Source organism: Mycobacterium sp. (assembly GCF_036490025.1).
GTDB lineage: Bacteria > Actinomycetota > Actinomycetes > Mycobacteriales > Mycobacteriaceae > Mycobacterium.
Window position 1 is genome coordinate 1 of record NZ_DASXEP010000050.1, and the last position, 15,082, is coordinate 15,082.

At 67.2% G+C, this 15,082-nt stretch carries 15 protein-coding genes; 4 read left to right on the forward strand and 11 right to left on the reverse strand.

The features are described 5' to 3' along the window. The coding region (locus VGG53_RS05740) for an SDR family NAD(P)-dependent oxidoreductase (protein WP_331517026.1) at positions 1-502 on the forward strand (502 nt) is incomplete at its 5' end. A gap of 12 nt (positions 503-514) precedes the next feature. Here VGG53_RS05740 and VGG53_RS05745 read toward each other — a convergent pair. The 7 genes from VGG53_RS05745 to VGG53_RS05775 all read right to left on the reverse strand — a co-directional run bounded on the left by VGG53_RS05745 (position 515) and on the right by VGG53_RS05775 (position 9,114). Beyond that, on the reverse strand, positions 515-1,426 hold the full coding sequence (locus VGG53_RS05745; protein ID WP_331517027.1) for an SDR family NAD(P)-dependent oxidoreductase: 912 nt from the start codon (positions 1,424-1,426) through the stop codon (positions 515-517). Positions 1,427-1,441: 15 nt separating this feature from the next. Then, positions 1,442-2,635 (reverse strand): acetyl-CoA hydrolase/transferase C-terminal domain-containing protein, encoded by a 1,194-nt coding sequence (locus tag VGG53_RS05750; RefSeq protein ID WP_331517028.1) that lies wholly within the window; start codon positions 2,633-2,635, stop codon positions 1,442-1,444. Further along, on the reverse strand, positions 2,632-3,777 hold the full coding sequence (locus tag VGG53_RS05755; RefSeq protein ID WP_331517029.1) for an acyl-CoA dehydrogenase family protein: 1,146 nt from the start codon (positions 3,775-3,777) through the stop codon (positions 2,632-2,634). Before VGG53_RS05755 ends, VGG53_RS05750 begins: the two co-directional genes overlap by 4 nt. Before the next feature lie 163 nt (positions 3,778-3,940). Continuing rightward, on the reverse strand, positions 3,941-5,101 hold the full coding sequence (locus VGG53_RS05760; protein WP_331517030.1) for an acyl-CoA dehydrogenase family protein: 1,161 nt from the start codon (positions 5,099-5,101) through the stop codon (positions 3,941-3,943). Then, entirely contained in the window at positions 5,098-6,585 is a 1,488-nt protein-coding gene (locus VGG53_RS05765; RefSeq protein WP_331517031.1) for a class I adenylate-forming enzyme family protein, read from the reverse strand. The genes VGG53_RS05760 and VGG53_RS05765 overlap by 4 nt, the downstream gene beginning before the upstream one ends. A gap of 130 nt (positions 6,586-6,715) precedes the next feature. After that, positions 6,716-7,936, reverse strand: coding sequence for a cytochrome P450 (locus VGG53_RS05770; RefSeq protein ID WP_331517032.1), 1,221 nt, complete (start codon positions 7,934-7,936; stop codon positions 6,716-6,718). Positions 7,937-7,959: 23 nt separating this feature from the next. After that, the gene (locus VGG53_RS05775) at positions 7,960-9,114 is read right to left on the reverse strand and encodes a thiolase family protein (RefSeq protein ID WP_331517033.1); all 1,155 of its coding nucleotides are present in this window, start codon (positions 9,112-9,114) and stop codon (positions 7,960-7,962) included. A gap of 176 nt (positions 9,115-9,290) precedes the next feature. On the opposite strand from VGG53_RS05775, the gene VGG53_RS05780 reads away from it, so the two are divergent. Together VGG53_RS05780 and VGG53_RS05785 are read left to right on the forward strand one after the other, a co-directional pair. Beyond that, positions 9,291-10,787 carry a class I adenylate-forming enzyme family protein gene (locus VGG53_RS05780; RefSeq protein ID WP_331517034.1) on the forward strand — a complete coding sequence of 499 codons (1,497 nt, stop codon included), beginning with the start codon at positions 9,291-9,293 and terminating at the stop codon, positions 10,785-10,787. A 31-nt stretch (positions 10,788-10,818) separates the two neighbouring features. After that, entirely contained in the window at positions 10,819-11,121 is a 303-nt protein-coding gene (locus tag VGG53_RS05785) for a hypothetical protein (RefSeq protein ID WP_331517035.1), read from the forward strand. A gap of 16 nt (positions 11,122-11,137) precedes the next feature. Here the strand turns inward: VGG53_RS05785 and VGG53_RS05790 are convergent, their stop codons facing one another. Next, positions 11,138-12,079: a class I SAM-dependent methyltransferase gene (locus tag VGG53_RS05790; RefSeq protein ID WP_331517036.1), complete on the reverse strand. Its 942-nt coding sequence runs from the start codon at positions 12,077-12,079 to the stop codon at positions 11,138-11,140. A gap of 61 nt (positions 12,080-12,140) precedes the next feature. Next, positions 12,141-12,464: a hypothetical protein gene (locus VGG53_RS05795; protein ID WP_331517037.1), complete on the reverse strand. Its 324-nt coding sequence runs from the start codon at positions 12,462-12,464 to the stop codon at positions 12,141-12,143. 8 nt (positions 12,465-12,472) lie between these two features. On the opposite strand from VGG53_RS05795, the gene VGG53_RS05800 reads away from it, so the two are divergent. Next, entirely contained in the window at positions 12,473-13,069 is a 597-nt protein-coding gene (locus VGG53_RS05800; protein ID WP_331517038.1) for a hypothetical protein, read from the forward strand. A gap of 32 nt (positions 13,070-13,101) precedes the next feature. On the opposite strand, the gene VGG53_RS05805 is transcribed toward VGG53_RS05800, so the two are convergent. After that, positions 13,102-14,211, reverse strand: coding sequence for a dihydrodipicolinate reductase (locus VGG53_RS05805; protein WP_331517039.1), 1,110 nt, complete (start codon positions 14,209-14,211; stop codon positions 13,102-13,104). Between the two features lie 6 nt (positions 14,212-14,217). Beyond that, positions 14,218-15,060, reverse strand: a complete 843-nt coding sequence (locus tag VGG53_RS05810; protein ID WP_331517040.1) for a coniferyl-alcohol dehydrogenase — start codon at positions 15,058-15,060, stop codon at positions 14,218-14,220. Positions 15,061-15,082: the final 22 nt, after the last annotated feature.

The following is a 15,082-nucleotide window of genomic DNA, read 5'->3' on the forward strand; positions in this document are numbered from 1 at the left end:
CGGGATGATGCCCATCGACTCCGACGACGACGCGTGGGACACCGCGTTTCACGACGTCCTGTTGGCGACCACTCGTAGCGTGCAAGCCGCGCTACCGCACCTCGCGGTCAACGGAGGCGCAATCGTGACCACCGCCGCGTATTCGGCACGCGCGCCGCATGAGCCGCGGCTGCCGTACGCGAGCCTCAAAGCCGCCGTTGCCACGTTCACCCGCGGCATCGCCCGCACGCATGGGCACGCGGGCATCCGGGCCAACAGTGTCGCACCCGGTGCGGTGGAAACCGATGCGCTGCACGCCGTCCGCGGATATGTCGCCGAGAGCAAGGGCTATCCCTACGACGAGGCCCTCGAGCGGGCGCTGGTGGAGGACTTCGGGTTCGACGCCGCGCTCGGCCGCCCCGGCCAGCCCGATGAGATCGGCGCGCTGATCGCCTTCCTGCTGTCGGACATCTGCGCGTTCGTCACCGGACAGACCATCTACGCCGACGGTGGGGCACCGTAATCCGTCCGGAGTTCAGGCCGTCGGCAGCGGCCCGGCCAGCCCGCGCGGTGAGATGCCGTAGAGCCAGCTGACCGCCTGCCCGATCTCCGAAAACGACAGCGCGGCGCCGCCTTTGGCGTGGTAGGCGCCGGGTGCTTCGGTGAAGCCCTCGATGCGGGTGAGCTTGTCGCCGTTGATGCGCAGGATCTGCCCGGTGAGCCAGGACGACTGCCCAGATTGCAGCCAGGCCACCACGGCGGAGCTGCGGGCGGGATCCAGCGCTGGATCGTCGGCACGGGCGGCGAACACCTCAGCGGTCATCCGCGACGCTGCCAGCGGCGAAATCGCGTTGACCGCAACACCGTAACGCTGTGCCTCCATCGCGGTGACAAGCGTCAGGTTGGCGATTGCGGCCTTGGCCGCGCCGTACGCGCTCTGCCCGACGTTGCCCCACAAGCCGGCGCCGGACACCGTGTTGACGATGTGGGCGTCGACGGGGTCGCCCGCCTTGAACTGAGCGCGCCAGTACTCGCAGGCATGTCGGGTGACGGCGAAGGTGCCTTTGAGATGTACGGCGATGATGGCATCCCAGTCGGCCTCGCTGGCGGCTGCCACCATGGAATCGCGCAGGATGCCCGCGTTGTTCACCACACCGGTGAGGGAGCCGAAGGTGTCGACGGCGGTCGACACCATGTCGGCGACGTCGTCCCATGCCGACACCGAACCGGAGTGCGCGACGGCCTTGCCGCCGGACGCCTCGATTTCGGCGACGACGTCGGCCGCCGGTCCTGCTCCGTCAGCGCTGGAACCGTCCCGGCCCACGCCCGGGTCGTTGACGACGACCGCCGCACCCTGGCTGGCCAGCTCGAGGCAGTGGGCGCGGCCGATGCCCCGTCCGCCGCCCGTGACCAGGACGACCTTGCCGGCCAGGGGATGTTCAGCCATTACGTGTTATCTCCTTTACTGCCCAAATAATTCGGCGATCAGCGCGCGGCGCTGCGACCAGTCCGCCGCGCGCAGATCGACGTGTCCGGACTCGGTGACGATCAGGTCGACGTCGTGGGCGGGTGTGGAAGCAGGCCGGCTCAGCTGCTCGACCAGCGACGAGCGCCCGTTCACCCTCGTCGGAACCGCGATGATCGACAGTCCGCCGCTGCTCATGCGGGCGGCGGCGCAATAGTCGGGGTGTCCGCCGATGCCGCCGATCACCTTGTCGCGCACGCCTTCGACGTTGATCTGCCCGTACTGGTCGACCTCGATGGCGGTGTTCACCGCGACCAGCGGCCGGCCGCGCGACAGCCGGGTGAGGTCGTGGGTGTAGTCGAGCCCACGCAGGATCGGGCGCCCGTCGGCCCAGTCATAGAGCGAGTCGCTGCCCAGTAGATACGTCGCCGACGGGGTGCCCGCCAGCAGGCCGCGCCGGTCGAGGTCGACGACGGCGTCGGTGAGCAACCCGGTGTCGATGTACAACGGCACCTGCGCCCGTCGCAGCAAGGCGGTGCCGAGTTGCCCTGGTCCGTACTGGATTCGGGCGTCGTCAGGGAGCCACTGCAGTACCGCGTCGGCCAAGGCGTCGTGAATCGGTTCGGGCTCGCGCTCAGGGACTCGAGCCGGTCCGCTGCCGACGGTGCCGAGCACTTCGACGCCGGACGGGTCGAGTGCAGGCCCGGCATCCGCCGCCGGTGCCGAGGTGTCGATGACCGCGAGAGTCCTGGTGCCGCAGTCGATTACAGCGCGTTGCCAGGAGACCTCGGTGCCGAGCTGCAGTAAGCCATTCCGGCGTACCACCCGGGTCAGCAGCACATCGGGCCGCAGCACGTCGGCCAGCAGAGCAGGGATCGCCGCCAACCGCGTCGGCAGGAACCGCGCCTTGGGGCTGCGCAGTATCTCGCGCACCCCCCAGCCTGGCATCAACGCAACCACGTCAGCGAACGCGTCGGTGTCGAGGCCGTCGACCGGGGCGGGCAGCCAACCCAGCACCAGCCGCACCGATCCGACCTCTCGGGCCGCGGCGCTCAGCGCCGCGCCAACCGAGCCGCCGTCGTCGACGCAGCGCAGCGCGCCCACCCCGTCGCCGAGGGCGACCGTCATTCCGGAGCGCAGCACACCGCGCAACGCGGCGGTGATGTCAGCCGCGGTCAAACGTGCTGTCATCGCGGTTCTTTGGGGAGCCCGAGCACCCGCTCACCGAGGATGTTGCGCTGGATCTCGCTGGTGCCGCCCAGGATTGTCTGCGCCCGCCCGACCATCATGTGATGCACCAGCCCGTCGTCCTGCGGGTCGGTGCACGCGTCGGTACCCAGTACTTCGGTGGCCATGTCGCCCAGGTCCTGATCGGTTTCCGAGGTCATCAGCTTGAGCACCGAGAAGGCCGGCGACGTCAGGTCGCCCGAGTCGATGGCGCGCTGCCAGGTATAGCGCAGCAGCCACATCCTGGCCCACAGCCGGGTCATCGACCGCGACAGCACCGGGTCGAGCAGATCGTGATCACGGGCGGCATCGACCATGCGTTCGTGCAGGCGGAACATCGACACCGCCTGCGAACCCAAAGTCAGGCGCTCACGGCCCAGCGTCACCATCGCCACCGTCCAGCCCTGGCCGACCGCACCGATCAGGGCATCGTCGTCGAGTTCGGCGCCGTCGAAGAAGACTTCGTTGAACTTGCTTTCACCGTCCATCTGCGTCAGCGGGCGCACCGTGACGCCCGGGATTTCCATCGGCACGACGAACATCGACAAGCCACGGTGCTTGTCCGGGCCGGTGCGGGCGAGCAGCAGCCCGAAGCGGGCCGAGGCAGCCGCCGAACTCCACACCTTCTGGCCATCGATCCGCCAACCAGTCGCGGTGCGCTCGGCGCGGGTGCGCACGCCGGCCAGGTCGGATCCGGCGCCGGGCTCGGAGAAGAGCTGACACCAGACGTCGCCGCCCAGCCTGATCGGCTCCAGGTAACGATCCTTCTGCTGCGGGCTGCCGAACTTGATCAGCACCGGGCCGACCAGGTCGGCGCCGGTGATGTTCAGCTGACGCGGCACGTCGGCTCGTGCGCACTCCTCGGCGAAGACCGCCTGGTACGCCACGGTCGCTGCGGCGCCGCCGAATTCGCGCGGCCAATGCAGGCAGGCGTAGCCGTGGTCAGCGAGGTAGCGGTGCCAGATCCGGCCGGGTTCGACGTCGGCCGCGGTGGGGGTGGGCCCGTAGTTCCGTAGCCCGGCCGGCTTCGGTGCGCTGTCCAGGAACGAGCGGATTTCCGCGCGCAGCGCGTCGACATCAGCTACGACATCAGGGGAAGCCGACACCGGTCACTCCTTGACGTAGGACGGGTGCAGCGGCACGGATGGCTCCTAAGGACGAATGCAATATGGGGGTCGAAATATAAAAACATTTAGTTATATCGAGGTGAGTCTAGTCGCCCGCATGAAAGGCGGGCAAGGCAACTTCTACCGGCCTTGTCGCGGCCGCCTACAGCAGCTTGGCCAGCGCCGACAACCGGTCCCAATGTTGGCCCGGAGCGCCGAAGACGACCTCGTCGGTGCGGGCGCGGCGGAAGTACAGGTGCGCGGAATCCTCCCAGGTGAAGCCGATGCCGCCGTGAATCTGGACGTTCGCCTTCGCGGCGCTGCGCAGCGCCTCTGAGCACACCGCCTTGGCCATGCTCGCGCGCCAGTCCGCTTCGCCGGCGGCCGCAGCATCCGGATCGTCGAGAGCCTCCAAGGCCGCCTGCGATGCCGACCGCGCCCACTCGAGATCGACCAGCATGTCGGCGCACTTGTGCTTGATGGCCTGAAAGCTGCCGATCCGCCGTCCGAACTGCTCGCGGGTGCGGGCGTAGTCGGTGGCGATCTCGAGCACTCGTTCGCACGCGCCGACCTGTTCGGCCGACAGCACCGCCAGCGCCACGTCGACATTGCGGTCGACGACGTCACCGAGGGGGCCGTCGCCGGACAGTCGCACCGCAGGCGCTGAGCTCAGCGTGATGGTGGCCATCGGCCTGGTGCCATCGAGTACGCGTTCGGCCTCGGCGACCACGCCGTCGACGGTCCGGTCGAGCAGGAACACCGCCGGTTCGCCGTCGTCTGCGACGGCGACCACGACCAGGTCGTCCGCGGCGTTACCGCCCAGCACGTGGCGCACCGTACCGTTGATGTGCCAGCCGTCCCCAGTGCGCGCGGCGCTCAGCGTCACCGCGGACCGGCGCCACAACCCGCCGTCGCCGGTGAGAGCTGCCGTGGCGGTGCGGCGACCTTCGATGAGCCCCTTGAGTCGCTTGTCAGCATCGGGGTCGCGCTCGGTCAAGTCGAGCAGCAGCCCGGTGGCAAGCACCGTGGAACTGACGAACGGCACCGGGGCCAGCGCGCGGCCGAGCTCGTGGGCCACCACCCCCAGCGCGGACGCGCCGTAACCAGCACCGCCGAGGTGCTCGGGCAGTGCGATGGCGGCCACCCCCACCTGGTTGCACAGCACGTCCCAGAGTGCCGTGTCGAAGCCGGAATGCCCGTCTCCGCCAAGGTTTCCCTCGCTATACGCGATCGCGCGTACCCGCTGCTCGGGTGCCAGTCGCTCACAGGCGGACCGCACGGATTGCGCGAGTTCCTGACGTTCGTCAGCGGACAACGATGTCAACGGGTTCCTCCTGCGATCAGGCGGGCCAGCTCGGACTTGGCGACCTTGCCGAGTCCCGTCAGCGGGAACTCGTCGACAAGGACGAGTCGCTCGGGCCACTTCTGCTTCATCAGCCCACGTTCGTCGAGGAACGTGCACAGCTCGTCGAGGGTGACGTCGCGGTGGCGAGACGAGCGTCGCACCACCGCGCACACCAGCTCACCGCGCAGCTCGTCGGGCTGGCCCAGCACGGCGATCTCGTCGACCAGGGGATGGGCCAGCAATTCGTTCTCGAGCTCGTCGGGTGCCACGTTCTCGCCCTTGCGGATGATCAGATCCTTGGTGCGGCCGGTGACGACGATGCGCCCGTCTGGACGGAGGTGGCCACGGTCGCCGCTGCGGAACCATCCGTCCGCGGTGAGCGCGTCGGCCCATTGCTCGCGCTGCAAATATCCCGGGGTCAGGTTGCCGCCGCGCAGCTCGATCTCGCCGCCGGCGCCGATGCGCACCTGTGATCCGGGGATCGGTCGGCCCGCACTGTTGGCGAGTTGTTCGGCGCTGTCGGTGAATTCGCTGACACAGATCATCGGGGCTTCGGTCATGCCGTAGGCGTGCACGACCGGCACCCGCAGGTGTTCTCGCACTTGCCGGTGTACCTCGGGCGGGCAGGGAGCGCCCCCGCCGATCAGCATCCGCAATGATGGCATCAGCAATTCGCTTCTCGGCGAGGCCATTTGGGCGGCAACCAGCATCTGGTAGAAAGCGGTGCTCGCCCCGGTGACCGTCACCTCGTGCTCGGCGAGCAGCCCGGGAAGGTGCTCCGCGCTGACCTTCGGTACCAGCAGCACCGGAAAGTCGCCGAGCAGCGCGGTGGCCAGATAGACCATGCCGCCGACGTGCGCGATGGGGAAGGCGATCGTGCCGACTTCCCTGGGATGGCTGCCTACCCCGAGATGGGCGACATAACCGCGCGCCGCGCTGAGCAGGGTGGCATCACTGTGACGCACACCCTTGGGTCGGCCGGTGGTGCCGGAGGTGAAATACACCCAGCTCGGATCCGTCGAGGACGGCGGTCCGTCGGAACATGTTGGGGCCGTTGCATTCTCGAGTCGGGAGATGAGGTCGCCCGGCACCGTCACAATGGGCGTGTCCGGTGTGGCGTTCGCGGCCGTCGACTCGTCGACCAGAAGCATGTCGATACCCGCGACCTCAGCCGCGGCGCGCACTTCGCGGAGTCGGTACAAGTGCAGCAGCGGGGCCTGGATGACGGGCATGCGGGCCAGCGCCAGCATCACGAGCGCCGCGTTGACGTGCGAGGGCAGCTGCCAGGCGACCGTCATGCCCGGTCTCACTCCGGCATCCCACAGCCAACCCGCGGTGGCGCAGGACAGCGTGGCGACGTCGGCCACGGTCAACGTCTCGCCCGTGACGTCGCGCAACAACGGCCGGTCCGGCCTGCCGGCGGCGCACCCGTCCAGCAGTGCGGCGACGGTGCCAGCAGTCACCGCGCACCTCCCGTCCGGCCCACTATGCTCTAAACATTTAACCAATTCGGTGGTCGCCGCTCCAACTTTTCGGCATTAGCGATCGAAGCGGCCGGGGTGGGCCGTCGGAGCCGAGCGAATGAGAGGCCGGTCAGCTCACGCGCTGTCCCGGTGTGAACCTGACCCGCAGTTCGCGCACCGCGTAGACCTCACCGGCGTCCTCGAACAGCTTGGGCTCCTCGGCCAATTCGAAGTCCGGCATCCGCTTGAGAACCTGGGCCGTCATCACCTCGAACATCATCTTCGCGTAGTGGGACCCAAGGCAGCGGTGCATGCCGACGCCGAAGGCCATCTGCTTCTTGGCATTCGGACGCGACAGATCCAGTGTGTCGGGGTCGGAGAAGATCTGCGGGTCGCGGTTGGCCGCCGCCCACATCAAAATCGCCCGGTCGCCCTTGCACAACGACTGCCCGTGGAATTCGGCGTCCCGCGAAACGGTGCGCGCCAGGCCAAGGGTCGGCGTGTACAACCGCAGCAGCTCGTCGGTGCCCTTCTTGATCAAGCTCGGATCGTCGATGAACTGCTGACGCAGATCCTTGTCCTTGCACAGTCGCAGTAGCACGTTGCCGGTGAACCCGCTGGTGGTGTCCATGCCGCCGAGCATCATCAGCACCGTGTACATGGTGATCTGACCATCGTCGAGCGGCTTGTCGTGCAGCGTGCCGCGCAGGATGTCGCTGAAGAGTTCGTCGCCGAGTCCCTGCTCCCGCCGCTCCTGCAGGTGCTTGACGATTTCGCCGAACATCTCCATGCCGGCCATGCCGGCCTTCTCCGGATCGTGGGCACGATCATGCACCGTGCTGTGCACCCAGCCGACCCAGTCCAGGTAGCGCGATTCGTCGAAGTTCAACAACCGCAGGATCAGCCGGGCCGGAAGGGGAGTGGTCAGCTCGCCGACCAGGTCGCACTCCCCGCGCTCGATGAATGCGTCGATCGCCTCGTTGGTCATCTCGATCGCGCCCTCGCGGAATCGCTCGGCGGAGCCGGGTGAGAACCGCTTGAGCGTGACATCGCGCAGTTGCTGGGTCTCGGGTGGGTCCGACTCGATCGGCAGGATCTGCAGCGGCAGCTCGCTCGCCGGAACGCCAACGGACGGGAAGGAGTTGAACAGGGCGTCGTCGCGGGCCGCGTCGAATACCGAGGCGTAGTCGACCAGCGCCCAGAATCCGTCGTAGTGGTCGGAATGCGCTACCGGGCAACCGGATTCGCGCATCTCACGGAATTTGCCGTACGGGTTTTCGCGGAACTCCGGCGAGTGGTGGTCGAGGTCCACCTCGGCGCGGCGCTGTGCTTCGGCCTGGGTGTCCGTCATGGGCAATGCTCCCTTTCGTTGGGTTACTTGGAGAGGATGGCGACGGCTGCGGTTCCGGGCGCCCCGTAGAGCTGGGCCAGCGCGACCCGCGGATCGTTCGGCACCTGCCGGTCGCCTGCGGCGCCGCGTAGTTGCTGCACCAGTTCGTAGACCTGGCGAAGCCCGGATGCGCCGACCGGTTCGCCGTTTGCCAGTAGGCCGCCGTCGGTGTTGACCGGCAGCCGCCCGCCGATCTTGGTGGCGCCGTCGGCCAGCAGTGCTTCCTGTTCGCCGTCCTTGCAGAGTCCCGTTTCGGCCAGGTGAATGATCTCGGACCCGGAGTCGGTGTCCTGCAGTTGAGCGACGTCGACGTCCTCGGGGCCGATGCCGGCCGACTCGTAGGCGGCGCGGGCTGCCTCGGCGGTGGTGCCCGGCACGATCGGCAGCTCGATCGAGGTGCGCAGCAGCTCGTAGGCGCCGTCGCGGCGGCTGCGCAGCGCGGTCGAGCGCAGGTAGATCGGAGTGTCGGTGTACTGCTTGGCTTTGTCGGCCCGGCACACCACCACGGCGGCGGCTCCCTCGTTGGGGCTGCAGTACATGTATTGGCGCAGTGGAGCATTCACGATCGGAGAGCTCAGGATCGCCTCGATGCTCATCGGCTTGCGCCGCCAGGCGTGCGGGGCCAGCGCACCGTTGTCGAAGTTCTTGGCCGCCACCCGGGCCAGGGTCTCCTCGGTGATGCCGTGATCGTGCATGTAGCGCATGATCTTGGTGCCGAAGTAGTGAGTGGTCAGGAACATGCCCTGGTCGCCGTACCACTGCGGCAACCCCGACACCGACGGGTCGGCGCCGAAGGCGCCGCGCGGGTGCTTGTCCAGTCCGACGCCCACCGCGATGTCGGCCTCGCCAAGTTGCACGTCGCGGGATGCCAGAGTCAGCAGCGAGTTACCTGTTGCGCAGCCGCTCAGGGTGGCCCGCGCCGGGACTCCGGTCATTCCGGCCAGGCCGGTGACCGCCTCCGGATTGGAGACTTCGAGGCTGCCTGCGTAAAGGCTGCCGACGTCCGACCACTGCACCCCGGCATCGCGCAGAGCCCTGCTGATCGCCACGGCACCCATCTCCAGCGCCGACCGGTCTTCGTAGCGCCCGAAAGGATGAAGTCCGACACCGATGATGGCGATTTCGGGCGTGCTGCTCATTACGTTCCCTTCAGCAAGCGGCACTGTCTGACCCGTCGGCGACAGGGGTGCGCGTTGACTTAGACGCCACTAAGCATATAACTATATATCTGATTCGTCGGCTCGGGTCTAGAATCAGATCGCTTCCCCGGGGGACGGCGCCGGGGAACCAATTCGCAGGTGAAGGCTGAGGGGCTGTGAGTATTTCGTTGCTTCTGGAAATGGCAACGTCGGCTGATCCCGGCCGGGTTGCCGTGGTAGACGGCGACATTCGGTTGACCGCCGCCGATCTCAGCGAGCTGGCCGACGGCGGCGCGGGCGTGATCACCGCTTCGCGGGCTTCCCACGTGGTCTATGTGGGCGCCGGGGGAGCGATGCTGCCGCTACTGCTGTTCTCGTCGGCGCGCGCGAACGCGGCGTTCACGCCGCTGAACTACCGGCTGAGCGCGGACGGGCTGCGACAGCTCATCGATCGGCTACCCGATCCGCTGATCGTGGTCGACGTCGAGTACCGCGACGTCGTGCCCGGTTCCGCCCGGGTGATGGGCTCCGACGAGTTCGTCGAAGCCGCGCGATCCACCGAGCCGGTTGTGTCGTTCGCCGATCCCGACGACGTGGCGGTGGTGTTGTTCACCTCAGGTACTACGTCGCGGCCCAAAGCCGTTGAGCTGACGCACAATAACCTGACCAGCTACGTCACCGGCACCGTCGAGTTCGGATCCGCCGACCCCGCCGACGCCGCACTGGTGTGCGTCCCGCCCTATCACATCGCGGGGGTCGGAGCCGCATTGTCGAACCTGTACGCCGGACGGGCGATCGTGTACCTGCGCCGGTTCGAGCCGCACGGATGGGTTCGGCTGGTCGGCGAGGAGCGGGTCACCACCGCGACGGTTGTGCCGACCATGCTGTCGCGCATCGTCGCGGTCCTTGAGGAGCAGTCCGCCACGCTTCCGACGCTGCGCAACTTCGCCTACGGCGGATCGAAGGTGCCCCGGCCGCTGGTTCGAAGGGCACTCGACCTGCTACCGGAGGTCGGCTTCGTCAACGCCTATGGGTTGACCGAGACCAGCTCGACCATCGCAGTGCTCACCCCCGACGACCATCGGATGGCCCACCAGGCGCGGGACGACGCGGCCGGCCGCCGGCTGACTTCAGTGGGGCGGCCGGTGCCCGGCATCGAGGTGCAGATCCGCGCGGAGGACGGCACCGTGCTCGGGCCGGGCGCCGCTGGTGAGCTGTTCGTGCGAGGCCCCCAGGTGTCGGGCCGTTACGCCGAGATCGGTTCGGTGCTCGACGCGCAGGGCTGGTTCCCGACCAGAGACGTCGCGACGCTGGATGAGGACGGCTACCTCTTCATCGGCGGGCGATCCGACGACACCATCATCCGGGGCGGTGAGAACATCGCCCCCTCGGAAATCGAGGACGTGCTCGTCGAGCACCCCGAGGTCCGCGAGGTCGTCGTCGTCGGACTGGATGACGCCGAGTGGGGTCAGATCATCGTGGCGGTGATCGTGCCCGAGGCCGGTGCCGCGCCGACATCCGAGCAGCTGCGCGAGTTCGCCCGCGGCAAACTACGCGGGTCGCGTACGCCGGACCGCATCGTGTTCCGAGCGGAGCTGCCGACCACACCGACCGGCAAGGTGCTGCGCCGGGAGATCCTCGACGACCTCACGCCGGCGGCTGCTAACCACTGAACCCTTCCCTCGAGAAAGCAAGGAGTCCGACATGATCAAGAACGGCACGCGTCTGCAGAGCCAGGTGTGTGACACCCAGGTGATCGTCGTCAAAGCCGCTGAGAGCCTCGACGATCTGCGTTGCGGAGGCCGGCCGATGCTGCCGCTGGACGCCGAGCGGCCCGCCGACGCCACGCCCGACCCGGCCTTCGCCGACGGCAGCACGATGGGCAAGCGCTACGTCGACGACGGCGGCGCCGAGGTGCTGGTCACCAAGGCCGGCGCCGCCTCACTCAGCATCGGCGCGACACCGATGGTGCTCAAGGAGGCCAAGCCGCTGCCGGCCAGCGACTGATGGCCGACGGCACAGTTCAGTGCAGTCGGCCTTCGACGAACACGCTCTCCGGAATGGCGGCATCGAGGCCGGCCGGGACGGCCCGGTTACTGGCGGCCATCAGGTCGTCTGCGTTTGTCGCGACGGTGACGGTCCAGCCATGGGCTTGCAACCAGTCGCGGACCTCGGTGCGTTCCTCCTCATAGAGCAGGTTGCCGGACTCGGTGATGTCTTTGCCGCCCAGCTTGACTGCGACGTTCCGATACAGTTCGGTCTGCTCTTTGCGGCGCGCGGAGCTGTCCGCGCTGAAGAACTCGTTGGTGAATGCTTCGACCGCGACCCGGCTCCCGGGAGCGCTGAGCGACTGGATCCGGTCGAACAACAGGTCCTGGGCGTCGGCGGTTAAATACGGCAACAGCCCCTCGGCTGACCACGCGGTGGGGACCGATGCGTCGAACCCGGCCTGCACCAGCCCCGTCGGCCAGTCCAGACGCAGATCGATGCCGACGCTGACGTGGGAAGCGACCGAGCTGACGCCATGGGATTCCAGCGTGCCGGTCTTGAAAGCCAACACCTTGGGCTGGTCGATCTCGTAAACCACACATCCTGCCGGCCAGGCGAGCCGCCAGGCACGCGAGTCCAGACCGGCCGCCAGGATCACGACCTGCCGGATGCCATCGCGGGTCGCGGCGAGGAAGTACTCGTCGAAGAACTTCGTCCGGCACGCGGTGTAGCCCAGCATTGCCTGCATCCGGTCCTCGAATTGCGGGTCGAGCTCGACGAGTTCGGCCGGCAATTCATCGTCCAGATAAACCCGCCAGATGCCGTCGCCGGCCGCGTCGAGGAACAGTTTCGCGTACGGATCGCTGATCAGGGGATCGGCGCTTTGGGTCTCTTTCGCCCGCCCGCCGGCAACCCCTAACGCGGTCGCGCCGACGCTCTCATTGATGTCCCACGTGTCATCGTCAGTTCTGGCCATCGGAATCCCTCGCTGGTCTCGGTGCAAGAAGCGGAGCGCACCTCGCCTTTGTAGCACTTGGTCAAGTGTGGATTTCGGGGGCGGGAAATGGGACGCCTGCGGCATCGCACCACCGACTGAGCATCTTAAGCATGGCGTCAGGGTTGTAGATGTCCTCCTCACGTGACCATTGGTTGTTACCCGCATACTCAAGGAGGGTCCACGACGGCACCGAATACGGCCCGTTCCCGTCGACGTCGGGCATATCGTTGCCGACGGCGAACACGACGAGTCCGTCTTCCTCGTTGAAGGTTCGCCATTGCACGGGGAACCTCATTTGCGGCCACGCGGTCATGGCCGGGATCAGCCACTGCTTGATCTCGTCGCGCCCGTGGTAGGTGCCCAAGAAGTGTGATGAACAGCCGAATTCAGCAGGTCCGCTCGATCAGGCTGTTCGAGATCTATAACTACGGCCCGTGGAACAACCCGCAGCTGGGCCTTTACGGTTTCGGCCAGCCCGATACTTCCTCCTCGATGATTCTGCTGCCCGGTGTGACGGCCAGCATCTGGGGACCCTCCGTCGCCATGCTCGCCGACGCGATAGGCGTGACACTCGACAACATCGACGAGGCGCACCACGTCATCCACGCCGACGAGGATTTCGAGATCGCCTCGGGCCGCATCGCCAAGGGCACCGTGTCGGGCATGTCCTTCGAGATCCGGGGGATGGTCGACGGTGAGGCACGCATCGTGATCGAGCACATCACCAAACTGCGCCGGGAGGACTTCCCCGAGCACGGCCTTGACGACTGCTATCGGGTGGTCATCGACGGTGAGCCCAACATCAAGGTGGACATGTCGCTCACCTCAGACTTCGGCGACAGCACCCATGCCGGCTACATCGTCGCCGTCACGCCGGTCATCAACGCCATTCCCACGGTCTGCGCCGCGCCTCCCGGGGTGCTTACCTACCTAGACCTGCCGCCGCACGGTGCACGCGGTCTACTCTGACGTCAGTCCCGTTTGATCGCGGGTCGACGGTGTCAGGTGAAGGAGCCGGCGGCGCTGATCGTGGGCAGATCCAGAAACGAGCAGACGCCGGGCGGAGCGGTACACACGATGGGGATCGAGTTCACGACTCGCGCTGCTGTGGCTACGCAACCCGCCGTGGTCGGGTCGTCCTCGTCGAAAATGACTTCGGCAGTGAACGACGGTGTGCCCTCGACGATCACCCGGAAACCGCCCGAACCGACCGACGGCCAGTGCGGCGCCACGTTGGGATGGATCCGGGTGATGTGTTCGACGGCGATTCTGGTTTCCGTGCCGACAATGCCGAGTAGCTCGAAGCGGTATCCGGCCACGGTGCCCTTGCCTATGGGTCCCATCGGAACCTCGAAGTCCTCGTCGGCAGCGGCGAGGTCGACGACGGCCGTGAGATCGTCGAGTGTCACGCCGAGGGCGTCGGCGAGCAGAAGCACAGGGCCGCCCATGCCTGCCGCGAGGATGTGTCCGGCGAACGCGTCGCCATAGCTCGGGTCGCACGGCGCCCCCCAGATCCCGCCCTGCGATACGTGGTAGTTGGGCTGGTCGTATGTTGCGTAGCTGAGGGACTCCTGGGCTCGGATCGACCTGACGTTGCGGGAAATGCTGCTCAGGCTCAGTGCCAGCGCATCGCACATGAAGCCCGGTTCGATGCCGGTGCCGAAGAACGTGGTCCCGCCTGACTCACCCGCCTGGCGCAGGCGTTCGTAGACATCATCGCCGAATGCCCGCGGGTTGGTCAGCCCGGAGATGCCGGTGGCCACGACGTTCTTACCGCTGGCCAACAGTCGGCACATCGTGTCGACGCTTTCCCATCCGTCGGTGCCGGGCTTTTTGGGAGATCCGGTGGGCTCTGCCGCCATGTACACAACGCAGTCGGCGTCCAACGCGACGAGATCATCGACGTCATGCGTAGCGTTCGGGCCGCCCGTCGCCAACCCGGCCAGCTCGCCGGCGGTGCGCCCGACATTCTGCTCTCGCTTCACCCACACCCCGACCACGTCGAAAGCCGGATCCTCGAGCAGGAAGCGCAACGTGTGCGCCCCGGTGTTGCCCGTCCCCCATTGGATGACTCGGTGTGCCCGGGCGGCTGTTCCTCGTCCACTGGTCACGAAACGTCACGACCCGGCGGCGGTGGTGTCCGGGGCATCGAACATCTTGGTGAGGTCGAGCTGGCCGGACTGCACGGCGCCGAAGAATCCACCGTCGGTAACCAATGCTTCGCCGTTGATGTAGCTCGATCGTGGGCTGTTGAGGAAGATCAGCGGCCACGCCTGTTCCTCGGCGGTCGAGCGACGCCGGATCGGGCCGACGAAGGCGTCGATGATGTTCTGTCCGGCGAACTCCACGAAGTGAGGCAGCATGGCGGTGTCCGTCGGCCCGGGATTGATGCAGTTGAGCCGGATGCCGTCGGCGATCAGGGTCGCGGCTCGAGACGCGACCCAGGCGTTGATCGCCTTTTTGGAAAACGGATAGGCGCCGACCGCTCCCATCTCGTCATTGGCCTCACACCACCGCTTGCCCTCGTCGAATCCGTCGGTGGACACCAGTTCCATCAGCTGCTCCAACTCCAGCTGCCACCCCATGGCGGCGTTGGAGGCGACCACCGCTATGGCGCCACCGGCCGGAATCTTGGGCAGGACCAGGTTCACCAGATGCCGTGCCCCCACGAAGTTGACCAGCATCACGTCCAGTCCGGAGAACGGCGGCCCGGGCAGGCCGGCACAGCCGAAATAGCCGTCGATGGGTCTTTCGATGGACTCGGCCGCACGCTCGATTGATGCGCGGTCGCGCAGGTCGACCTCCAGCACCCGATCGACTGACACCTCAGTCGGCCGGACATCCAGCGCCGTGACCTGTGCTCCCAGTTTCGTCAGGATCGTCGCCGTCGCGGCGCCCATTCCGGACGCGGCGCCGGTGACCACCACATGGCGTCCCGCATATCCCAGTGCGTCGTCCATGCGTCCTCCCACAGAAGTTTGG